Source organism: Maricaulis sp. (assembly GCF_030149425.1).
Classification (GTDB): Bacteria; Pseudomonadota; Alphaproteobacteria; order Caulobacterales; family Maricaulaceae; genus Maricaulis.
Window position 1 is genome coordinate 88415 of sequence record NZ_JASBRQ010000068.1, and the last position, 21650, is coordinate 110064.

The window sequence follows — 21650 nt, forward strand, 5'->3', positions numbered from 1 at the left end:
TGTTTAAATCCGCAACACATTGCCGCGCTCTGATACAATTTTCAGTATAGCGTCGGGAATCTTATCTTCAGGTAACTGCCGCTCGACACCGCCAACATCAAAAGCGGCCTTCGGCATGCCGTAAACCAGGCTGGACGCCTCGTCCTGGCCAAGCGTATCGGCGCCGGCATCACGCATGGCCTTCAATCCGGTTGCACCATCCCGCCCCATACCGGTCAGGATGACCCCGATTGCCGCCCCACCGCAGGCGCGGGCGACGGATTCGAACAATACATCGACGGACGGCCGATGGCCGGAGACCGGCGGATCTTCGGTCAGGCGGCAGACATAATCCGCACCCGAGCGCTTCACCGTCAGGTGATGATCACCCGGTGCGATGAAGACCTGCCCGGCCCGAATGCGTTGACCATCACTGGCCTCACAGACGGTGATCGCGCAATTGCGGTTGAGGCGGTCAGCGAACTGTTTGGTGAATTGCGGCGGCATATGCTGAGCGATCACCGTGCCCGGCGCATTCGGAGGCAGGGCAGCCAGCAGGCGCCCCAGCGTCTCCACCCCGCCGGTAGATGCCCCCATGGCAACAAGGCTTTCGGTGGTGTCAAAACTGACCGGGCCTGCCTGTTTGACAGCAGCTCTGCGCGCGGCCGCGCGCACCCGGGACGCGGCGGCGGTTTTGACCTTCTCGATCAACTCTCCGGCCAGCGCTGGCATATTGCGCTCCAGGTCCATGACCGGTTTGCCGACGAAGTCGATAGCGCCCAGTTCCAGCGCGCGCAGTGTGACGTCGGCGCCTTCCTGGGTAAGCGAAGAGACCATGACTACCGGGGTCGGCCGCAGCGTCATGATCTTCTCCAGAAAGGAAATCCCGTCCATGCGAGGCATCTCGACATCGAGCGTGATCACGTCCGGGCGGAGTTCCTTGATCATGGTGCGCGCGACATAGGGGTTGGACGCGGCGCCGACGACTTCGATTTCCCCCGTGCCCTGCAGCATGCTCGGGATCAGCATACGCATCAACGCGCTGTCATCGACGACCAGGGCTCGAATCTTCTTTGCCATCGCGCGCCCCTAGAACAACTCGATTGATGAGTCCGGTGCCCGCAAGGGCGGCGGCTGGCGCAGCTTGCGCTCGGCCCGCACCACATCATCAACCAATTGCTTCGATAGAAACCGCCGCCAGGCCTGCCCGGTATAGGGATCGAACACGATACGCCGGCCGCGATCACCACCCAGGTCAAAGGCGACGACATTGAGGCTTTCGGCCTGGGCGTACTCACGGGCGAAGGCAGCATTATTATCGCCGACGCCGCTCATACCGTTGACGACATTACCGCCGCCGAAGAATTTGCATTCCAGGCGACGCTTGTCCGCACCGGCCGCGAGCAGGCCGTTGATCAGCGCGTCCATGGCGTGATTACCGTAGCGCAAAGCCAGGCTGGCACCGCTCCAGAGCCCTTCATCATCATGCGGCAGCATGAAGTGGTTCATGCCGCCAATACCGAGCAAGGGGTCATGGATACAGGCGGCGACGCAGGACCCGAGCACGGTTGAGATCAATTCCTGCCCGTTCGGGTCAGACGACACGTGCTGTGCGCCCGGAAGGACTTTCACCACCCAGCGGTCCGACGCCCGGTCATGATAGCGGCCATTGGCGGGTGTCTCCTGGCGGGCTGCAGCACTACGCGCCATCATGAACTCCGCCTTCGCGCGCATAAATCGTCCGCCCAACCGATTTGAGATGCCCGGAATCGCCCAGCAGGCTCTCCGAATGCCCGAGGAACAGACAGGCATCCTCCTTCATCATGCCGCGGAAACGCTGGATCAGGGTCCGCTTGGACTCGGCGTCGAAATAGATGGTGACATTGCGACAGAAAATGGCGTCGAACTTTACCTTCATCGGCCAAGCCGCATGCAGATTCAGACGGTTGAAAACGAGGTGAGACTTGAGCGCCGCGGAGACCGCAGAATGATCTTCATCCCGGGCTGCGGTGCGGAAATACTTGTTCCGGTACTGCGCTGGAATCGCTTTCACGGCCTCGCGCTCATAACGGCCTTCGCGGCAATGATTGAGCACATTCGTGTCGATATCGGTGGCGAGGATTTTCCAGTCCCACCCGCCAAGACCATCAAGCGCCTCGGCGATGCTCATCGCCAGCGTGTATGGCTCCTCGCCGGTCGAGCAGCCGGCTGACCAGATCCGGATTTTGCGATTACCATCGCCTTGTGCCCGGCGTTTCCAGTACGGCACGAGGTAATCGCGCACATAGTCAAAATGGTGGGATTCGCGGAAGAAATTGGTGTGGTTGGTCGTCAGCGCATTGATCAGGTGATTGCGCTCGGCGTCACCAAACCCACCCTCAAGGCGCTCCAGATAGGCTTTGAAATCCGGCAATCCGAGCTCGCGCAGGCGCCGGGCGAGCCGGGAATAGACCAGCTCGCGCTTATGGTCGCCGATGACGATCCCGGCATGGTCGTAGATCGCCTTGGCAATGATGCGGAAGTCCGCATCCCGCATGGAGAACTCGCGCTCTCCACGGGGGTGCTCGATAGCCGTACGCATGGAACTCGCTCCGTTCGGTCTGGAACCTAGAACTCGCTCCAGTCGTCTTCATCATCGACCACGGTTTCGGCCAGCTGGGCCTGTAATCCGCGCGCTCCACCGGTTCCGGCCGCACGTGCCGGAGTGGCGTGGGTGACAGGCTGGATGTGCTGCTGTCCGCTCTCAACGCCGGCGTTGAAGAAGCTCATGCGCTGACGCATGCGCAGGGCCTGATCATTCATGGTCTTGGCCGCAGCCGCATTTTCCTCGACCAGGGCCGAGTTCTGTTGCGTCATCTCATCCATCTGCGTGACTGCAGTGTTAATCTCGTCCGCACCGGTCGCCTGCTCGCGGGAGGCAGCGCTGATCTCAGCAACGATATCAGCCACCTTCTTGATCGAGTCGACGATCTCGGTGAGTGCTTCACCGGTCTCATTGACCAGATCGACACCGCCCTGAACCTGCTCGGTAGAGTCGACGATGAGATCCTTGATATCCTTGGCGGCCTGGGCCGAACGCTGGGCCAGGGAGCGCACCTCGGAGGCTACGACTGCGAAGCCGCGACCGGCATCACCGGCTCTCGCCGCTTCGACCGCCGCATTGAGCGCCAGGAGATTGGTCTGGAAGGCAATCTCGTCGATCACACCGATAATATCGGAAATGCGGCGCGAGCTGTCCTCGATCTTGCCCATCGCATCGACCGCATTGGACACGACCTCACCGCCCTTGTCGGCGCTGTCGCGGGCGGTTACCGCCAGCTGGCTGGCCTGCTGCGAGTTGTCGGCATTCTGCTTGATGGTCGACGCCATCTCTTCCATCGATGCTGCGGTTTCTTCCAGATTGGCCGCCTGTTGCTCGGTCCGCTGGGAGAGATCGGAGGCGCCAGTTGAAATCTGCTGCGATGCCGATGCCACTTCCTCAGAGGCCAGCGAGATAGTGCGGACGGTTTCCTGCAGGGTCGACGCCATCGAGTTGGCGCTTTCCTTCAGCTCGTCATAGACGCCTTCATAATCCTGGGAGATGCGCTGGGTGAGATCGCCCTGGGCCATGGCCTGAAGCATGTCGCCGAGCGAGCCGAGCACACCATCAACCGTGGATGCGAGGCTGTTGACGCTTTGCGACAGGTTGAGGAAGAAGCCGTCCTTGCCCTCGAGCGACAACGTGCGGGTGAAATCACCGCGCGAGACGGCGGACACCACGCCTTCGATCTCACGCTCAATGGCTTTTTCGGCGGTCTGGTCTTTCCATTCGACGACGGTCCCGATGCGCTGGTTTTCATCGTCGGTTACCGGGCTGGCAATGAGGTGGAAACTACGACCGCCAACGCTGATATCGGTCTCGTATGCCGAGGTCAGATGCGCCAGCATATTGCGTTGATGCGCCGGGTTTTTATGGAAGACGTCAATGTTCTGACCGAGCAGATTATTGGCGTCAAACGCACTCAAATCCTTGCGCAGATCTGCCTCGGCATTACGCATCATCTTTTCTTGCGAGGCATTCATATAGACGATGTTCAGATCGGCGTCGGCGACCATGACATTGGTCGTGGTATTGTCCAGCGCAGCCCGGATACGAACATTCTCCTTCATGCGATCACTGGCCGACAGATCCGTGGCGTATTTGACAACTTTCACCGGGTTCCCGTTGACGTCATAGATCGGATTATAGGAGGCCTGCAGCACAACCTTGCGACCACCATTGGCGATGCGCTCATACTCTCCGGTCTGGAACTCTCCCCGTCCAAGCGCTTCCCAGAAGGCGCGATACTCGGCGCTCGACGCATAGCCACTCTCGGCAAACATCGAGTGATGGCGGCCTTTGATCTCCTCAAGGGCATAGCCCATCGTTTTGCAGAAATTCTCGTTGGCGGTGATTATGGTACCGTCCAGCTTGAATTCGATAACGGCCTGCGACTTGTGAATCGCGTCGATCTGACTGGTCATGTCCGCATTGCGGAGCTTTTCTTCGGTAATATCGCTCGCGAACTTGACGACCTTCACGACCTCGCCATGCTGATCGAAGACCGGGTTGTAGCTGGCATTGATCCAGATTTCCCGGCCGTCTCGGCCAAAGCGCTGGTATTCGCCCGAGGAGAACTCGCCGGAGCGGAATTTCTCCCAGAACGTCTTGTATTCAGCGGAGGCCGCGTATTCCCGGTCGACAAAGATCGAGTGATGGCGACCTTTGATCTCCTCCAGCGTATACCCGACCGCGTTACAGAAATTCTCGTTTGCCGTCAGGATTGTACCGTCGAGTTCGAACTCGATAATGGCCTGGGAGCGATTGATCGCTTCCAGCTTGGCTTCACCCTCGGCGAAGGAGCGAGCCTGATCGGCGAGTTCCTTTTCTTGCGCCGTACGGTCTTCCCATTCGACAACCGTGCCGGAGCGCTGATGTTGCGCGTCGAATACCGGGCTGACGATCAGGCTGAACGTACGCTCGCCAATCGTCAGCTTGGTTTTGTGGGTCTGGGTCAGGCGGTCGAGAATCGAGCGCTGGTAAGACGGGTTCTTATGGAATGTATCGATACTCTGACCAATGAGCCCCCGGGCGCTGAAGGCCGGGATATCTGAACGAATATCGGCTTCCGCCTCCTGCATCATCGTCTGCATGGTGTCGTTCATGTAGACGATATTGTAGTCCGCATCGGCGATCATCACGTTCTGTTGACATGTATCCAGTGCCTGGCGGACGCGGTCATCTTCTTGCTGACCGGCGCCACCACCTTTGAGGAACTGCCAGGCGGCGAACAGGCCTGCTACCGGCAATCCAGCGACCAGAGCGAAACCGATTCCGGCATTGGCGGCAACGAAGCTGACGGCGGAAAAGGCAACGGCGCCTCCGGCAAACACGGCAGCGGTGGTGAGAAGGCCCTTGCGGCGACCAAAGTCACCGGCGGTCCGGTTCTGGGTATGTGCTTGAGCGTAGTTCATAGCAGTGAGTCCTTTGGTCGTTTTGTCACTGAAGTTCGGTTTGTTCGTGTAGAGCGCTGTCGAGCACCTCGCTGCCAAGCAAGCGGGTCAGGTCGAGCATGGCGACCATCTGCTCTTCCTCGGTCAGAAAACCGGAGAAGACGCGCGCATCTTCCCGACCGGAGGTCTCCGGAACAGGCTGTATGCGTTCATCCGAAGCGCTGAGAATGTCCGAGACGGCGTCGACCAGAAGACCGACCTGGCGGTCGTCAACGGCGACGATAACAATGACATGGCGCGGGCTCGTCTCGGTAAGACCTCCGCCGAGCCGGCATTGCAGATCGATGATCGGCAGGACCGCACCGCGCAGATTGAGCACGCCGCGGACATGGTCCGGCTGGTTGGGCAGGCTGGTCACATCGGTCCAGCCCTTGATTTCGCGGACAGAGATAATGTCCACGGCATATTGCTCATCACCGGCAGCGAAGCTGACATATTGCTTCGCGTCGGAACTGGTCTCGCGGCCGGCCGCTATGGCCTCCGCGGTCGCAAGCACGGCTTCTTCTGCATTCATGCGCTCAGACCTCCGGTCGCTTCTTCGGAATTGGCAGTGTCACCGTCCTGCGGACGGGCGTCGGGGTTGCGGACAGGCATGGTGGCGAGCCCATCGATGTCGAGGATCAGGCGAACACGGCCATCGCCGAGAATGGCGGTCCCGGCCACGCCCTCAATACGGCGATAATTCGCCTCCAGACTCTTGATGACGACTTGCTGCTGGCCGAGCAGTTCATCGACCACGAGGCCGACGCGGCGGCCGAATTCGGTCTCGACGATCACGGCGAGCTTGCGCAGAGGCTCGGGCTGGCCCAGGCGGGACAGATTCATCGATTGGCACAGGTCAATAAGACGGATGGTTTCCCCACGAAGCGGCATCACCGTGCCACCTTCCGGCAAGGCCCGTATGGCGGAAGCGTCTGGACAAACCGTCTCCACAATGGCGGAAAGCGGCACGACATAGCGCTCGCCGGCGACCGAAACGAGCATGCCATCAAGAACAGCGAGGGTAAGCGGCAGGGCCAGGGTGAAGGTCGAGCCCTCACCTTCGGTCGACTCCACGGTCACGCGGCCGCCGAGCTTCTGGATGTTACGGCGGACGACATCCATGCCGACACCCCGGCCGGACACATCGCTGATCTCAGCTGCGGTCGAAAAACCGGGCATGAAAATCAGCGCCTCAATCTCTTCCTTGCTCAATTCGGCATCGGCATCGACCAAGCCGTTTTCGACGGCCTTGTTGAAGACTTTTTCCGGATTGAGCCCGCGGCCATCATCGCTGACGCGGATCAAGATGCGACCATTGCGGTGTTCCGCAGAAAGCCGCACCACACCCTGCTCGGGCTTGCCGGCCGCCAGGCGGTCTTCCGGAGTTTCGAGACCATGATCCATACAATTGCGGATCATGTGGGTGAGCGGATCGCTCAGCTCTTCGATAATCGTCTTGTCGACTTCGGTCGCCTCGCCGTCGAGCTCGAGGCGAACAGACTTGCCGAGTTTGCGGGACAGATCGCGCACAATGCGCGGGAAGCGTTGGAACAGGGCCTTGAGCGGCTGCATGCGCACCGCCATCACGCCCTCCTGGAGCTGGCGCGTCCGCATGGTGAGGTCTTCAAGGGCTTGCAGCTGTTTGACATGGCGGATGTCGACCAGCTCGGACAGGCTGTCGAGCGCCATAGCCTGGGCAATGACCAGCTCACCGACCATGTCGACAAGCTGATCGACACGCTCGAGTTCGACCCTGATCGATGTCGACTGGACCGCAGCCGGACCTGAATTCTCGGTTTTGGCCGCGGGTTTGGCTTCGGGCGTGTCGACTGGTCCGGCTTCGACGGCGGCAGGCTCCTCGGCGACGTCCGGTGCGGCCGCGAGCGGTTCAAATGTCAGATCACAATCGCCCTCGACGAATTCGAAGACTTCTTCGATCTCTGCAAGCCCTGGAGCGCCTCGCAGCTCCATTTGCCACGACACATAGCCCTCATCGGGCTGCATTTTCGCCAACTCAGGGAGTTTCGAAAGATCGGCCTTTGCGGTCAGCTCACCCAGAACCGCCAGAGCATGGAATAGGAGCTGCGGCTCGTTGGCAGTTTCATACATCGCCCGGTGCGGGCGGAAGTGAATGCGAAAATCGCCTGAACCGGCTTCTCCAGCGCTTTCCATCTGAGCCGGGGCAGCAGGCTGGGCCGCGCCTCCAGCCAGCATCGCCTGAAGACGCGCGAGAGCTTCATCTTCCAGCCCTGCAGTGGCCTCAACGCCACTGCGTGCTGCGGCCACGAGGTCCTGCAGCACATCGCCGGCCTGCATGATGAATTCCGGATCGCCCTCGGCCAGTTCCATGCGCCCGGAGCGCACCCGGTCCATGACGTTTTCAAGTTCATGGGCGAACTTGACCAGACGGTCGAATTTGAACGCTCCGGCACCGGCCTTGATGGAGTGCACAGAGCGGAACATATCGTCCAGCCCAGCCGGGTCATTGGCCCCGGCCTGCAGCGTCCCGGCGACGTCTTCAAACTGCTGCAGCAACTCCTCGCATTCATCGAAGAAGGTCTGCTTGAACTGTTCGAAATCGTTCACTGGGACAACCTCCTCATCACCTAGCGGCAGACCCGCTTCACGACCCCGATAAGTTGATCGGGATCAAAAGGTTTGACGATCCAGCCGGTCGCTCCAGCAGCCTTGCCCGCGGCTTTCTTTTCCTGGTCGGCTTCGGTGGTGAGAATGAGAATGGGCGTGGCCCGGAATTTCGGGTCCTGGCGCAGTTTTCCGACCAGGGTAATGCCATCCATGCGCGGCATGTTGACGTCGGAGATCACCAGATCGTAGGCACCGTCAGCGGACTTCTCGATCGCGGCGACACCGTCCTCCGCCTCGACTACATCAAAGCCCTCCCGTTTCAGGGTGAACGACACCATGTCGCGCATGGTCTTGGAGTCATCGACTGCCAGAACGCGTTTACTCATTACTTTCCCTCCAACTCTCCAGAACTTCCCCCAAACCCAACACAGCCATGGCCTCGACGATGGCGGGACTGGGTTCACGCAGGACCAGGCGGCCTCCGCGCGCGTTTTGGTCATGTGCAGCGGACAAGAGCACCTGGATCGCTGGCGTATCGATCAGGCTGACCTCACGCCCACAGACCGTCAGCTCATCAAGGCCTTCTCGGCGGTCCAGCAGGTCTCCGCGCAAGGCCTCAGCGGCCAGGAGATCGAGGCGAGCGGGTAACTCGACCGGCTCAGATGCTGCCGCTGATGTCATCAACCGGCATCCTCGAGGCAACCGACAGCCGCTTCAAAAACCGTATCCAAGTCAACCGCGGCGGCGGTGTCGCCCGCCTCCAGAATGGCGGCCAGCGAGGACAGGCGAACCAAGCCGATATTGGCCGCTGCGCCTTTCAGCGCGTGCGCGGTTTGGGAAGCCGACCCGGTGTCGCCGCGCCCGGCTTCCTCCTTGTAGGCATGCCGTAGATTTTTGAGATCATCGATGAATTGGCCGCGCATTTCGACAAAGGCATCTGAACCAACGGCCGCGATCAGGGTCGATACGATCTGATCATCGAGGTCAGGCTTGGAGCGCCAGTCGGACATTTTTCTGTTCCCGCAGATTCTGAAAAAAGCACCACCTATAATTGCAGCGCATAGACGAATGATTGTGAGTTGAAACTAAACGATTCTTCTAACCAAAACCTAACGACCACAACTCGGCTAAGGTTTTCGGGCTGACTTCACATCTTGTTTTTATTCAAATGCTTAGCCACCAAACCCCCATGATAGTATGTCCCATGGGTAGAGTCGGACTCTCGTCATAAGTGGTTGTAAAATATAATATGGTTTACCATGACACAGCCGCAGGCACTGGCTGGCCGCGCTAATTTAGCGACGCATAAAATATGCGCTGGAAATCCTTGCCAGACACAGTTGGCGCTCTAAGCCGGTTTTGCCTTCACCGTGCTCGAGCTGTCGCGGATGATAACCTCGCACGGAAGCAGGCGCTGTGTCTGCGCAGCATCCTGCTCCGGCTCCGCATTAATTGCGGCGGCCAGGAGATCCACAGCGGCCCCCGCCATATCCGCGATAGGCTGCCTTACGGTCGTAAGCTGGGGCCAAAGCGTGGTCGCCGTATGCGTGTCGTCAAAACCAGCGACGCTGAGTTCACCGGGCACATCAATGCCCTTGCGGCCCGCGACCGCCACGACGGCCGCCGCCATATCATCATTGGACGCGAAAATGGCCGTAGGCGGCTGCCGCAGAGACAAGAGCTGTTCAGCTGCGGCAAGTCCCGAGCGATAGGTGAAACGCCCTTCGACGATCAAACCGTCATCAAGTCCCACACCGGCTTCCTCCAGCGCGTCCTTGAACCCGCTCAGACGTTGCCGGCTCGCTCCATGCCCTGCATCACCGGCAATGAAGCCGAGACGGCGATGCCCCAGATCAAGAAGATGGCGGGTCATGCGTCGCGCCGCATCACGATCATCCGTGCGCACGCTAGCAAAGAGGTCGGGTTCAAGCTCTGGTGCGATGCGGACACAGGCGATGTCTGCTCGCTCAATCGCACTCATGACGCTGTCGAAGTCACTGACCGGGGGCGCCACGATCAAACCGTCGAAATTTGAACTCGCCAGCATTCCTTCAATGCCGGCGGCCCACTCCTCATCGGTACTGCCGAAATTCTCGATTACCAGATGATATCCGACCTGACGGCACCGGTTCATCAGCCCGATCAGCAATTCGCTGACATAGCCGGGATTGGGATTGTTATAGAGCAGGCCAATAAACAGGCTGCGCGCCTTGGCCAGGCTGCGGGCAGACAGGTTTGGCTTGTAGTTCAGCTCGCGGATCGCGGCTTCCACGCGCTCGCGCGTTGCCGGCCGCACCCGGTGACCGGCATTGAGGACGCGAGACACAGTCATCGCGGAAACCCCGGCGAGGTCCGCGACATCCTTGATGGTCGCTCCAGATTGTTTGTTGGCACGCGTTCTCATCGCGTGCGATCGGACCAGCCCAATCGCTCGGCGTCAATGCATCACGCACACCACAAGACTGGAAATCAAAGACCGGTAAAGACCTGGAACAGCTTCAGAAGCGGGCTGTCATAACGCAGCTTGCCACGCGTCAGGGCCAGGCAGATGCACTCATCGCCATCATCGATGCGGATATCATGCTCGGTATCCGGACCAGCTTCCTCGACATCACCCCGGCAATACTGCTGAGTGCCATCATGGAAGCTGCCCTTGAGCACCAAGGTCAGTTCGGAACCATTATGTCCGTGATGGGGGATAGCCACACCCGGCTTGGCCTTGAGCAGCCATAGCTTCTCCTGTTCCGGACCGTCCCAGAGCATCGCCTTTTGCAGGCCCGGGCCGAGAAATTCCCATTTCACATCGCGATCAATCCCGTCCAGGAAGCTCTTGAGCGCCTCCGGGAGGATGATCTCGCTGTCGATATCATTGGCTGCCATTGGCGTGGTCGCCGCAGCCTGGGCATCCAGGTCAAAAATATCATCGGCAGAAAAATTGAGCTCGCCCTCGTCGCCGGCCACCATAAGCAGGGCCGCGCCAATGCGCTCAAGCTCAGCTACCCGCTCGCTGGCGGTGCCGGACAATTCCAGGTGTGACGCGATCAGGACTTCTTCACCGACGCTATCCAGCGATCCGGCGGCATAATCCATATACCAGGCGTCATCCATCATGTGGCCGCGCTCGGTCATTCTTGTTCTCCAATACACACGCGCAGTTTTTCCATGGCCAGTCGAATACGGGATTTCACTGTCCCCAGCGGCAGGTCGAGCTGGTCGGCGATATCACGGTGCGACCGGCCTTCCTTGAACGCGAGGTCCACCACAAGACGTTGATCGTCTGGCAGCGTCGACAAGGCTTCAATTACAGTTGAAACGTCCTCAGACCGGGAAACCAAGGCATCCGGGGCCGGGTCGTCATTCAGGTGGAAATGCGGATCGTTCTCGTCAAGTTGTTGAGCCCGCGCCGTTTTCCGGAAATGGTCGATATGCTGGTTGCGCGCAATCGTATAGATCCACGTCGAGGGTGACGCCTTCGACCGGTCATAACTTTCCGCCCGGCGCCAGATTGTCAGCATCACGTCCTGGGTCAGGTCATCAGCCTGCGCACCGGACAGCCGCCGCTGGACCAGAAAGGTCCGGATCCGCGGCGCGAAATGCTGAAACACCTGGCGAAATGCATCGCGATCGCGCTCCTTGCCAACCCGCTCAAGCAGGTCAGACAAATCAGCAACGCTCAACGCCGCGGCTGGAAAATTGACGGTCGAAGCCATCCGGCCCTTTCCGGGGTCGTCAATTGGTGCGTCTTTGGGACGCCTATCTAATTGAGCGGCAACGTACATGTTTCAACATACGATTCCATCACAGAATTGGATCATCAGAAAAACTTTTGTGATCCGCACTGCATTCTAACCCGTAGGAGTTCCCGGGGTTTCCAGAAACCATCGAGGATTTCTATGACGCAATCGACGCGGAAAAGCGTAGCCGTTATCGGCTCCGGAATTTCAGGCCTGTCGGCGGCCTGGAGGCTGAGCCAGACGCATGACGTCACCGTCTTCGAGAAAGACGACCGGCTTGGCGGACATGCGAATACCCAGCATGTTGTGGTCGACGGCACCGAGGTCGCCGTCGACACCGGGTTTATCGTCTATAATCCCAAGAACTACCCGAATTTCACACCGCTGCTGGACGCGCTGGGCGTCGAGAGCGCGGAGAGTGACATGTCGTTTGCCGCGTCCATCGACGATGGCGGTTTTGAATATTCCTCGAACTCTCATGGCCTGTTCGCTCAGCGCCGCAACCTCTTGCGTCCGCGCATGTGGGTGATGATTTCCGACCTGTTGCGGCTCTACCGGTCGGCCCAGGACGGCTCATTGACCAAGGATCCGCGCTCGCTGGACCAGTTCCTGCGCGAGGAAGGCTATTCAGACACGTTCCGGAATGACCACATCCTGCCCATGTGCGCGGCGATCTGGTCCTCCCCGGCCGTTCAGATGAAGCAGTATCCGGCCCGGACTTTCTTCGAGTTCTTCCGCAATCACGGCCTTGTCCAGCTGCGGGATCGTCCGATGTGGCGCACGGTTCGCGGCGGCAGCCAGAATTACGTCCAACCGCTGGCCGATGCCATTGATGGCGTCATCCATCGCGGAGCAGACGTGCAGAAAATCGACCGGACTGTAGACGGTGTCCTGGTTTATCTGGCCGGCCAGGAACCGATGCGTTTCGACGAGGTCGTCCTCGCCTGCCACAGCGACCAGGCCCTCGGTCTGCTCAGTGATGCGGATGTGCAGGAGCGCGAAATCCTCGGGGCCATCGCCTACAAGCCGAACACCGCCGTGCTGCATACCGATACACGGCTGATGCCCAAGCGACGCAAGGCCTGGGCGAGCTGGAACTATATCGAAACCCGCGGCGGCGCTGGGCAGAGTGAGATCAGCCTCACCTACTGGATGAATGCGCTGCAACCGCTGCCAACGGAAACGCCGGTCCTTGTCACCCTCAACCCGGAACGCCAGCCCGCCCCGGAAACGGTGTTGAAGACGGAAACCTACGCGCATCCTGTCTTTGATGAAGCCGCAGTGGTGGCCCAGAATCGCATGCCGGAGATCCAGGGTCGCGGTGGCATCTGGTATTGCGGCGCCTGGATGGGGTCGGGCTTCCATGAGGACGGCCTCCAGGCCGGCCTCGCTGTTGCAGAAGCCTTGGGAGCGCCGGTTCGCCCCTGGGGCCTGGCCGGCAGCACCTCACGTATTCCCTGGCCGAACCATATCGCCGACACGCCCGTTTTCGAACGCCCCGCCGCTCTTGGAGTTGCCGCGCAATGATGCCGCTGCCGGCCTCCATCTATACCGGCGAGGTCGGTCATACGCGGCTGCGGCCGCGCCATCATGCTTTGCGCTACAAAATGTACTCCATCCTGGTGGATATCGACGGCCCTGATGCCAAACCCAAGGCCGGACCGTTGTTTTCCATCGGACCGTTCAACGCGGTCAGCTTTGCTCCGCGCGACCATGGTCGCGGCGATGGCGAGCTGCGGGGTTGGGTCGAGGAAAAACTGCAAGCGGCGGGCGTTGGCGACACGATCGGCCGCATCCAGCTGCTAACCGCCCCGCGGACCTTTGGCGTCAATTTCAATCCGCTTTCGGTCTTTTTCTGTCACGACCGGGACGACCGCCTCGCAGGCATCATCTTCGAGGTCAATAATTTCCACTCCGGTCGCTGCGCCTACGCTTTCCGCGTCGATGACCCGGAGGCCCGGACATTGCGCTTTGCCTGTTCGAAGGCATTCTTCGTCTCGCCTTTCAACCCGGTAGACGGAGAGTATAATTTCCGTCTCGACCGGGATGAGGATCATTACCGGCTGGGCATCCAGCTGGTCCGCAACAACCAGATTGAGATGAGCGCGGTGCATCGCGCAGAGCGGCAGCCGCTTACGTCAAGATCTCTACTGGCAACAAAATTCCGACACCCGTTCAACACGTTATCGATTGTTGGCGCGATCCTGATTGAGGCGTTAAAATTGCGCCTGAAAGGACTTGCCACCCACGCACCACGACGCGGAACAATCGATACCCAATCCCGGAGCCTGTAATGGACCTGACCTCAGAACACATGCAGGGCGAACCGCGCCAGCCGTCCGCCGGACCGATTGATCGCCTGGTGGAAGCCTGGCTCGGCAAGGCAATGGCCCGTGTCGAAGACGTTCGCCTCATGGTCCGGCTGCCCTCCGGGTATCGCTTTGTCTGTGGTCACCCGGATGCATCGCGCGATATCGAATGGTCGCTGAAGCGGTGGAACGCCCTACTGCGCGTGGCATCCAGCGGCGCGCTCGGTTTTGCCGAAGGCTATATCAATGACGAGTGGGACACGCCCGACCTGCAGACGCTCCTGACGACACTGTCGGGCGAGCTCGACAAGATCCAGACGGCACAACGCCGCGGCGGACCGAGCCGGCTCCTGGCTCGCCTGAAGCACCTGCGCAATGCCAATACGCGCAAGGGCAGCCGTCGCAATATCTCCTTCCATTACGACCTCGGAAACACGTTCTACAGCCACTGGCTGGACGAAACGATGACCTATTCCTCCGCGGTCTTCGACCAGCTCGACGAACCGCTGGCCGACGCCCAACGCCGGAAATACCGGCGCATCTGCGATCAGCTTGAGCTGAAACCGGGTCAGAGCGTGCTTGAGATCGGCTGCGGCTGGGGCGGTTTTGCCGAAGTAGCTGCGGGCGAATACGGTGCCCGGGTTACCGGCGTCACCTTATCCAAGGAGCAATTGGACTTCGCACAGCAGCGCATGTTGCGCCTGGGTCTCGCCGATCAGGTCGATCTGCGCCTGCAGGATTACCGCGACATCCCGGAAACCTTCGATGCGATCGCGTCAATCGAGATGTTTGAGGCAGTGGGCGAAGAACACTGGCCGGTGTATTTCAAGAAGCTGCAATCCTGTCTCAAGCCGGGCGGCAAGGCGGCCCTGCAGATCATCACCATCCGTGAGCAGGATTTCGAAGGCTACCGCCACGCGGTCGACTTCATCCAGAAATACATCTTCCCGGGCGGCATGCTGCCGCCCCCGGTCAAGCTTGAGGAACTGGCTCAGGACGCGGGACTGATCAGCGATGATATCTGCATGTTCGCACCGAGCTATGCGGAAACCCTGCGCCGCTGGCACGAGGATTTCGATGCCGACTGGGCGCGAATTGAGCCGCTCGGCTTCGATCAGCGCTTCCGCCGGATCTGGAAATACTATCTGGCCTATTGCGAGGCGGGCTTTGACACCGGCCGCATCGATGTCGGCCAGTTTATCTATCGCAATCCCTAGCCGCTCATAATAAATTACTGATCCGCTGCACGCATGGTGAACAAGTGCAGCGGCTGGAAGCGGAGTTTTTACCTCTGCCCGCTAGCGTCCGTCCCAATAAGAATGGGATGGGTAATGCGTAAACCGCTCGAAAAACGGCTCGCACTATATCTAAGCGCCGCAGCGATCTTATCGCTGATCGCGTCCGTGCTGACGATCTACTTCTTCGTCGGCACGCTGAACCGCAACGCAGCCGAGACAGATCGCAGGCTGATTACTGCGGGTATTGAAGCCGCGGCCCGGCAGAATGAAATCTGGGCGGCTGATTATGGCTGGTGGGACGAAGCTCTGCTTCTTTTCAATGCCGGCAGTACTGAAATCCTCAGCTCCGCGATGGCCTCGCCCTTCGAGGACCACAGCGCCTTCGACCTTATTTCACTGTCCGAACCCGGCAATGATCGCAGCTTCGGCTGGCGTCGAGATACCGGTCAGAAAGTCCATCACAGCCTGCTGAGCGCGGAGACGCTGGATTCGCTTAGGGCCGGATTGCAGGCGGGACGCGAGCGCTCGGAATTCATCGTCAGTCAGTTTGTTGACCTCGACGGTCAACTTTATCTTTTCTCGGTCAGCACACTGGGAGAAAGCGATGCACGGGGGGAGCTCGACCCCCAGACAGCGCCGATCATTGTGGTTGGTACCCGTATCGACAAGGAATTCGTTAGCGCGCTGGAGCAGAACTTTCTGATCCACGACATCCGCCTGGTAGAGGAGGAGCTCCGCCCGGTGGCCGGGGCCGTGCCGTTGAACAACCACCTTGGCGAGGCTGTCGGCGAGTTTGTCTGGACGCCCTCCAAGCCCGGGATCGAAACGCTGCGGGTCGCAATGGTGCCGATCGTCGGCTACATCCTCGTTTTCATGCTGGCCTTCCACGTCATGCGCCGTCGTGTGCGCCGTATGGCGCGACGGTCCGAAGCCAATGAGCGCCGGGCTCGCCGCGCGGCCGCTCGCGATGCTCTGACCGGGCTGTCCAATCGCCAGGGCTTCAACCAGTATATTGCCCGCCCGGCCTCTCGGAGCGCCGCCCAGAGTGGCGAAGCTGCCGTAATCTATGTCGACCTCAACGGCTTCAAGGCGGTAAACGACAAAGCGGGCCACCAGGCTGGCGATATTGTCCTGAAAACGGTGGCCAACCGGTTCCGCAAGAGCATGCCCGCACATGTCCACATCGCCCGGATTGGTGGCGATGAATTCGCCTGTGTCGTGCTGGGCAAGGATGCATCGGAACGGGCGCTCGAGCTGGCTCGGACGATCTCTGAGTTTCTGGCTGAGCCCGTTGAAGCACAGGGCCGGAATTATGATATCGGCGGCGCCATCGGCGTCAGCTGGTCCACGCTCGAGCAACCGCGCGCGTTCAAGGAGCTGGTTGAAGAGGCCGACATGGCCATGTACCGCGCCAAGGCGGAACAGCTCGATCAGCCTCTGACCTATGACTGTTCGCTCGGCATTGAACACAATCGCCGCCGCGATCTTGAAGCCGATATGGAAGCCGGTCTGGAGCGCAATGAGTTCTATGTCGTCTATCAGCCCATCGTGGATGCCAATGACGGGACCATCCGCTCGGTTGAAGCGCTGGCACGTTGGGAACACCCGACGCGGGGTGCTGTTCCTCCCGATGTCTTCATTCCGATCGCCGAGCGCTCGAAACTGATCCAGAAACTGGGTGATTTCGTTCTCGACACAGTGTGTCAGGACTTCGCCGCCTGCTCCGAGCATACGGTGTCGATCAACCTGTCGCCGGCCCAGCTCAACAGCGCCGATGTCTGTGAACGCTATGTCGCCAAGCTGGAAGCCGCCGGCCTGTCGCCGGAGTTGATCGAGATCGAGCTGACCGAAGCCGTCCTCGTTGATGACTTTGAACGGGCCCGCGAGCGCCTGCTGCAATTTGCTGCGGCTGGCTTCCGCCTCAATCTCGATGATTTCGGAACCGGTTTTGCCGGCATGGGCTATCTGCACCAGGTCCCGTTCAACAAGATCAAGATCGACAAGAGTTTCGTTCGCTCGATCGGCAAGGGCGACGGGTCCAACAAGATGCTGCAGGCGATGTCGCTGCTCGGCGACGCCTTGCAGAAAGATCTCGTTGCTGAAGGTGTTGAAACCGAAGGGCAGGCTTCCCTCCTGCGCCTGCTCGGCTTCCGCTATCTCCAGGGTTGGCATTTCGGCCGTCCGCTGACCGCTTCCGCCCTGCGCCAACACTTGCGCGACCACAAGCGCCAGGCGGGCTGACCGCCAAGCTGGCTGGACGAGACCTCCGCCATCGCGCCATAGTCCGGACATGCGCGACGGGCTGATTGTCTTCCTTTTGTCCGGCCTACTGGCTGTGACAGCTTCTGCGTCGGCCCGGGCCGACGAAATCCGGGTCGCGGTCGCGGCGAACTTCCTGTCCACAGCGCGTCAGCTGGAAGCGGCATTCGAGGCGGAACACGACCATCAGGTCACCCTGATCCCCGGTTCCACCGGCCTGCTCTATGCCCAGATTGTTCAAGGGGCGCCTTTCGATATCCTGCTCGCCGCAGACCAGGCACGGCCAAGCGCTCTCGCTGCGCGCGGACTGGGCCTCGAGGACACCCGCTTCACCTACGCCACGGGCCAGTTGAGTCTGCTGTTTCAACCCGGGGACGCGGTCCCGGCCGACCTGCGCGGCATCCTGCAGCAGGCCAGCCGCATCGCCATGGCCCAGCCCGAGCTCGCCCCCTACGGCCTGGCTGCCGGACAGGTCCTGGACGCGCTTGGACTGAGTGAAAAAACCGCAGACAACCAAGTCTATGGGGTCAATGTGGCCCAGGTTTATGCCGTCGTGGCGACCGGCAATGCCGATGCCGGCTTCATTGCACGCTCGGCCCTTGTCCAGTCGCCCGTCCCGGACGGGCTGAAGACCATCGATATTCCCGCCTCACTGCACAGGCCCGTGCACCAGGATGCGATCCGCCTCGCGCGAGGCCGTTCCCCCGCAGCCGCTCAGGCCTTCCTGGACTATCTCCGCTCTCCGTCCGCACGCGCATTGATGCAGCAGGCCGGATATGAAAGCCACGCGCCATGATCTCTGAATGGCAAAGCATCGCCCTGAGCCTGCGCCTGGCAGCTCTGGTCACCGTCCTGCTGCTGGTTATCGCCACGCCGCTGGCCTGGTGGCTGGCCCGCTCCCGTCATCCGCTCAAGCCCGTTGTCGAGGCGCTCACCGCCCTGCCGCTCGTGCTGCCGCCGACCGTGCTGGGCTTCTACCTGCTGATCCTGCTCAATCCGCAATCACCGATCGGCGCCTTTTGGCGCGAATGGACCGGCGGTTCGCTGACCTTCTCGTTTTCCGGCCTGGTGGTGGCCTCGATCATCTATTCCCTGCCCTTTGCCGTACAGCCGCTGCAAACGGCCTTTGCCGGCGTTGGCCAGGGCCAGCTCGAGGCGGCGGCCAGCCTCGGCGCCGCCCCCCTGGATCGCTTCATCCACATTGCGATCCCGGTCTCCATTCGCGGCTATATCACCGCCGCCGTGCTCAGCTTCTCCCATACCCTAGGAGAATTCGGCATCGTCCTGATGATGGGCGGCTCCATTCCCGGTGAGACGCGGGTTGTCTCCATCGCCCTGTTCGAGGCGGTTGAGACCCTGGACTACAACACCGCCCACGCCCTGTCCGCCGGGCTGATCCTGTTCGCCTTTGTCACCCTGCTCGCGGTCTTCGCCCTCAATCGCCGTTTCCCTGTCCATGTCCGCTGACGATCTCTCTCTCGATATCGCCTGGGCCCGGCCAGGATTTGACTTGCGGGTCGAGGAAACTGTCCGCGGGCAGGGCGTGACCGGCGTGTTCGGCCCCAGCGGCAGCGGCAAGACTTCGCTGTTACGCCTGATCGCCGGTTTCGAGACCCCCATGACCGCCGGCACAATCCGTCTGGGTGACGATGACTGGCTGTCACCGGCGCGCCGCAGCGCAGTGCCCGCGCATTTGCGGCGTATCGGCTATGTGTCCCAGCACGCGGACCTGTTCGGGCATCTCGATGTGCGGGGCAATCTGGAGTTTGCAGCCCGGCGCTCAAAACTGGGCGACAGACAGCGCCAGGAGATCATAGAGGCGCTTGAGCTGGCCGACCTGCTGGACCGCCATCCGGGAAATCTCTCAGGCGGAGAACGGCAAAGGGTTGCGCTTGGGCGAGCCCTGATGAGCCGGCCGCGCATGCTCCTGCTCGACGAACCGCTTTCAGCGCTCGACCGGCCGCGGCGGCATCGGCTCATGTCCTATCTGCGCAGCGTCTTGGCCCAATTCGATGGCCCGGTTTTTTATGTCAGCCACGATGTCGACGAGATGCTGGCACTGGCGGATCGTGTGCTGCTGCTTGCCGGAGGGCGCATCAATGACCGCGGCGACACCGCGTCCGTTCTGGCCGCGCATTTCGCTTCGCTGGACGGCGGAGCACAAACCGCCGGCATTTTGAGCGGAAGGATTGAGCGGCACGACCCGGCTCTGGCCCTGAGCGAGGTTTCGGTTCCCGGCGGAAAAATCCAATTACCGGGAATCCTCGACCGGCCCGCCGGGGAGGCTATCAGGCTTCGCATCGATGCACGCGACATAGTGCTCGCCCGTGAGGAGCCAGCCGGGCTGAGCATTCGCAATGCGTTGCAGGCCGAGATTTCAGCAATCGATCCTGATCCGGCCGACGCCTTTGCCCAGGTCCAGCTCAACCTGCCGGGTCAGCATGCTTTGACAGCGCGGCTCACCCGGGCAGCGGTTCTTGATCTCGACCTTGCGCCTGGCGACACGGTCTATGCCTTGATCAAAACCGCCTCGCTGGCATCCCTCTAAAGACAATCCGCGACAAATTGCTGCTGTGCGTTTTGGGCACATCGGGCTGCTCCCGGCCGCCGCTTATAGTCGCAAAAATTTTCCGGGGACCTGAGATGACCGCTACCGACCTGTCTGCGCCGCGTTTTCTGCCGCAATTGGCCTGTGAGACCGTACCGCGCTACACCTCCTATCCGCCCGCCACAGGATTTCGCGCCGAGACCGGTGCTGAGAACTGGGTGAGCTGGATGCAGGACCTGCCTGAAACACCGGCGGTTTCGCTCTACCTGCACGTCCCGTTTTGCAAATCGATGTGCTGGTATTGCGGCTGTCACACCACCATCCCCAATCGCCGCGAACGCATCGAACGCTATGTTGAGGCACTGCTGATCGAGCTGGATCAGCGGGCCGCCCAGCTACCGGCAGATCACCAGGTCCATCACATTCATTTCGGCGGCGGCTCTCCGGACATGCTCAACCCGGCTGAGATGACGCGGATCATGGAGCGTCTCCGCGCCCGTTTCACATTGGCTCCGGATGCCGAAATAGCCGCCGAGCTGGATCCTCGGGGAGTTACCGGAGAGCTGGCCGCCAATCTGGCTGACAACGGCTTCAATCGCGTCAGTCTCGGGGTGCAGGACCTCTCGGAGGAGGTGCAGACACTCATTCACCGCATCCAGCCGCTGACTACTGTCGAGCGCGCCGTTGCAACCCTGCGCGCGGCTGGGATCGCGGCCATCAATCTGGATATCATGTACGGCTTGCCGGCACAGACCCGCGAACGGGTGGCGCGAACCGCGCGCTGTGCGGCCATGCTCAAGCCCGACCGGATAGCCCTTTTCGGCTATGCCCATGTGCCCTGGTTCAAGAAGCACCAGCGCGCAATCCCGGAGGACCGCTTGCCCGGCGCCCAGGCTCGATTTGAGCAGATGTTCACCGCCACCGGCGTGCTGGAACTGGCCGGCTATCAGCCGGTCGGCTTCGATCATTTCGCCCGGCCCGATGATGCGCTGGCGGTCGCGGCACGCACCGGCAAGCTTAACCGGAATTTCCAGGGCTATACCGATGATCGTTACGACGTATTGATCGGCCTTGGCGCCTCGGCCATCAGTGAAGCGCCTGGCGGCTATGTCCAGAACGAAACGGACCCGGCGGTTTTTGCGGAGGCACTGGAAAACGGGCAGAGCGCGCTGGTACGCGGCCGCGGCCGGTCGGTTGAGGAACGGCGCACCGGCGCCCGGATCGAACGGGTCCTGTGCGATTTTCATCTCGCATCGGGCACGATTGATGACGCGGATCGCGCCGCCCTGGAGGACCTGCTCCAGCTCGGCCTGGTGGAAGAGCAGGATGGCCACTTACAGGTAACGGCGGCGGGCCGGCCCTATGTCCGCAATATCGCGGCCCGGCTGGATCCGGCTTTCAACGCGGGCACTGAGCGCCATAGCGTCGCTGTCTAGGCAAGCCATGGCCGAAACAAGAACGGGCGCCCCTTGGGGCGCCCGTT

The 21650-nt window shown here is 60.8% G+C and carries 20 protein-coding genes; 8 read left to right on the top strand and 12 right to left on the bottom strand.

Annotation, left to right across the window (positions count from 1 at the left end; all coding sequences use genetic code 11):
• Window positions 1-3: 3 nt before the first annotated feature.
• From Q1V57_RS12140 to Q1V57_RS12195, 12 genes are all read right to left on the bottom strand, one after another.
• Entirely contained in the window at window positions 4-1059 is a 1056-nt protein-coding gene (locus tag Q1V57_RS12140; protein ID WP_300531147.1) for a chemotaxis response regulator protein-glutamate methylesterase, read from the bottom strand.
• A 9-nt stretch (window positions 1060-1068) separates the two neighbouring features.
• Window positions 1069-1692 carry a chemotaxis protein CheD gene (locus Q1V57_RS12145; RefSeq protein ID WP_300531150.1) on the bottom strand — a complete coding sequence of 208 codons (624 nt, stop codon included), beginning with the start codon at window positions 1690-1692 and terminating at the stop codon, window positions 1069-1071.
• On the bottom strand, window positions 1679-2560 hold the full coding sequence (locus tag Q1V57_RS12150; RefSeq protein WP_300531153.1) for a protein-glutamate O-methyltransferase: 882 nt from the start codon (window positions 2558-2560) through the stop codon (window positions 1679-1681). The genes Q1V57_RS12145 and Q1V57_RS12150 overlap by 14 nt, the downstream gene beginning before the upstream one ends.
• 26 nt (window positions 2561-2586) lie before the next feature.
• Window positions 2587-5472: a methyl-accepting chemotaxis protein gene (locus tag Q1V57_RS12155; RefSeq protein WP_300531156.1), complete on the bottom strand. Its 2886-nt coding sequence runs from the start codon at window positions 5470-5472 to the stop codon at window positions 2587-2589.
• 25 nt (window positions 5473-5497) lie between these two features.
• Entirely contained in the window at window positions 5498-6025 is a 528-nt protein-coding gene (locus tag Q1V57_RS12160; protein ID WP_300531159.1) for a chemotaxis protein CheW, read from the bottom strand.
• Window positions 6022-8079, bottom strand: coding sequence for a chemotaxis protein CheA (locus Q1V57_RS12165; protein ID WP_300531162.1), 2058 nt, complete (start codon window positions 8077-8079; stop codon window positions 6022-6024). The genes Q1V57_RS12160 and Q1V57_RS12165 overlap by 4 nt, the downstream gene beginning before the upstream one ends.
• Window positions 8080-8099: 20 nt before the next feature.
• Window positions 8100-8465: a response regulator gene (locus Q1V57_RS12170; RefSeq protein ID WP_300531164.1), complete on the bottom strand. Its 366-nt coding sequence runs from the start codon at window positions 8463-8465 to the stop codon at window positions 8100-8102.
• Window positions 8458-8760 (bottom strand): STAS domain-containing protein, encoded by a 303-nt coding sequence (locus Q1V57_RS12175; protein WP_300531166.1) that lies wholly within the window; start codon window positions 8758-8760, stop codon window positions 8458-8460. Before Q1V57_RS12175 ends, Q1V57_RS12170 begins: the two co-directional genes overlap by 8 nt.
• Window positions 8760-9089: an Hpt domain-containing protein gene (locus Q1V57_RS12180; protein ID WP_300531169.1), complete on the bottom strand. Its 330-nt coding sequence runs from the start codon at window positions 9087-9089 to the stop codon at window positions 8760-8762. The genes Q1V57_RS12175 and Q1V57_RS12180 overlap by 1 nt, the downstream gene beginning before the upstream one ends.
• Before the next feature lie 338 nt (window positions 9090-9427).
• The gene (locus Q1V57_RS12185) at window positions 9428-10483 is read right to left on the bottom strand and encodes a LacI family DNA-binding transcriptional regulator (RefSeq protein WP_300531172.1); all 1056 of its coding nucleotides are present in this window, start codon (window positions 10481-10483) and stop codon (window positions 9428-9430) included.
• A gap of 65 nt (window positions 10484-10548) precedes the next feature.
• Window positions 10549-11208: a ChrR family anti-sigma-E factor gene (locus Q1V57_RS12190; protein ID WP_300531175.1), complete on the bottom strand. Its 660-nt coding sequence runs from the start codon at window positions 11206-11208 to the stop codon at window positions 10549-10551.
• Window positions 11205-11858, bottom strand: coding sequence for a sigma-70 family RNA polymerase sigma factor (locus Q1V57_RS12195; RefSeq protein WP_300531178.1), 654 nt, complete (start codon window positions 11856-11858; stop codon window positions 11205-11207). The genes Q1V57_RS12190 and Q1V57_RS12195 overlap by 4 nt, the downstream gene beginning before the upstream one ends.
• Window positions 11859-11972: 114 nt before the next feature.
• Here Q1V57_RS12195 and Q1V57_RS12200 point away from each other — a divergent pair, with 114 nt between their 5' ends.
• The 8 genes from Q1V57_RS12200 (at window position 11973) to hemN (ending at window position 21603) form a co-directional block, all read left to right on the top strand.
• Window positions 11973-13340, top strand: coding sequence for an FAD-dependent oxidoreductase (locus Q1V57_RS12200; protein ID WP_300531180.1), 1368 nt, complete (start codon window positions 11973-11975; stop codon window positions 13338-13340).
• Window positions 13337-14107, top strand: a complete 771-nt coding sequence (locus Q1V57_RS12205; RefSeq protein ID WP_300531183.1) for a DUF1365 domain-containing protein — start codon at window positions 13337-13339, stop codon at window positions 14105-14107. Before Q1V57_RS12200 ends, Q1V57_RS12205 begins: the two co-directional genes overlap by 4 nt.
• Entirely contained in the window at window positions 14107-15339 is a 1233-nt protein-coding gene (locus Q1V57_RS12210) for a cyclopropane-fatty-acyl-phospholipid synthase family protein (RefSeq protein ID WP_300531185.1), read from the top strand. Before Q1V57_RS12205 ends, Q1V57_RS12210 begins: the two co-directional genes overlap by 1 nt.
• A 114-nt stretch (window positions 15340-15453) precedes the next feature.
• Window positions 15454-17601 carry an EAL domain-containing protein gene (locus Q1V57_RS12215; protein WP_300531188.1) on the top strand — a complete coding sequence of 716 codons (2148 nt, stop codon included), beginning with the start codon at window positions 15454-15456 and terminating at the stop codon, window positions 17599-17601.
• 49 nt (window positions 17602-17650) lie between these two features.
• Window positions 17651-18415, top strand: coding sequence for a molybdate ABC transporter substrate-binding protein (gene modA, locus Q1V57_RS12220; protein ID WP_300531191.1), 765 nt, complete (start codon window positions 17651-17653; stop codon window positions 18413-18415).
• The gene (gene modB / locus Q1V57_RS12225) at window positions 18412-19086 is read left to right on the top strand and encodes a molybdate ABC transporter permease subunit (protein WP_300531193.1); all 675 of its coding nucleotides are present in this window, start codon (window positions 18412-18414) and stop codon (window positions 19084-19086) included. Before modA ends, modB begins: the two co-directional genes overlap by 4 nt.
• Window positions 19076-20167: a molybdenum ABC transporter ATP-binding protein gene (modC, locus tag Q1V57_RS12230; RefSeq protein WP_300531196.1), complete on the top strand. Its 1092-nt coding sequence runs from the start codon at window positions 19076-19078 to the stop codon at window positions 20165-20167. The genes modB and modC overlap by 11 nt, the downstream gene beginning before the upstream one ends.
• A 95-nt stretch (window positions 20168-20262) precedes the next feature.
• On the top strand, window positions 20263-21603 hold the full coding sequence (gene hemN / locus Q1V57_RS12235) for an oxygen-independent coproporphyrinogen III oxidase (RefSeq protein WP_300531198.1): 1341 nt from the start codon (window positions 20263-20265) through the stop codon (window positions 21601-21603).
• Window positions 21604-21650: the final 47 nt, after the last annotated feature.

Coding starts and splice junctions, on each gene's coding strand:
- hemN (WP_300531198.1), top strand. CDS start 20,263: ATGACCGCTACCGACCTGTCTGCGCCGCGTTTTCTGCCGCAATTGGCC.
- modC (WP_300531196.1), top strand. CDS start 19,076: ATGTCCGCTGACGATCTCTCTCTCGATATCGCCTGGGCCCGGCCAGGA.
- Q1V57_RS12140 (WP_300531147.1), bottom strand. CDS start 1,059: ATGGCAAAGAAGATTCGAGCCCTGGTCGTCGATGACAGCGCGTTGATG.
- Q1V57_RS12215 (WP_300531188.1), top strand. CDS start 15,454: ATGCGTAAACCGCTCGAAAAACGGCTCGCACTATATCTAAGCGCCGCA.
- Q1V57_RS12150 (WP_300531153.1), bottom strand. CDS start 2,560: ATGCGTACGGCTATCGAGCACCCCCGTGGAGAGCGCGAGTTCTCCATG.
- Q1V57_RS12155 (WP_300531156.1), bottom strand. CDS start 5,472: ATGAACTACGCTCAAGCACATACCCAGAACCGGACCGCCGGTGACTTT.
- Q1V57_RS12175 (WP_300531166.1), bottom strand. CDS start 8,760: ATGACATCAGCGGCAGCATCTGAGCCGGTCGAGTTACCCGCTCGCCTC.
- Q1V57_RS12205 (WP_300531183.1), top strand. CDS start 13,337: ATGATGCCGCTGCCGGCCTCCATCTATACCGGCGAGGTCGGTCATACG.
- Q1V57_RS12145 (WP_300531150.1), bottom strand. CDS start 1,692: ATGATGGCGCGTAGTGCTGCAGCCCGCCAGGAGACACCCGCCAATGGC.
- modA (WP_300531191.1), top strand. CDS start 17,651: ATGCGCGACGGGCTGATTGTCTTCCTTTTGTCCGGCCTACTGGCTGTG.
- modB (WP_300531193.1), top strand. CDS start 18,412: ATGATCTCTGAATGGCAAAGCATCGCCCTGAGCCTGCGCCTGGCAGCT.
- Q1V57_RS12180 (WP_300531169.1), bottom strand. CDS start 9,089: ATGTCCGACTGGCGCTCCAAGCCTGACCTCGATGATCAGATCGTATCG.
- Q1V57_RS12190 (WP_300531175.1), bottom strand. CDS start 11,208: ATGACCGAGCGCGGCCACATGATGGATGACGCCTGGTATATGGATTAT.
- Q1V57_RS12210 (WP_300531185.1), top strand. CDS start 14,107: ATGGACCTGACCTCAGAACACATGCAGGGCGAACCGCGCCAGCCGTCC.
- Q1V57_RS12185 (WP_300531172.1), bottom strand. CDS start 10,483: ATGAGAACGCGTGCCAACAAACAATCTGGAGCGACCATCAAGGATGTC.
- Q1V57_RS12160 (WP_300531159.1), bottom strand. CDS start 6,025: ATGAATGCAGAAGAAGCCGTGCTTGCGACCGCGGAGGCCATAGCGGCC.
- Q1V57_RS12200 (WP_300531180.1), top strand. CDS start 11,973: ATGACGCAATCGACGCGGAAAAGCGTAGCCGTTATCGGCTCCGGAATT.
- Q1V57_RS12170 (WP_300531164.1), bottom strand. CDS start 8,465: ATGAGTAAACGCGTTCTGGCAGTCGATGACTCCAAGACCATGCGCGAC.
- Q1V57_RS12195 (WP_300531178.1), bottom strand. CDS start 11,858: ATGTACGTTGCCGCTCAATTAGATAGGCGTCCCAAAGACGCACCAATT.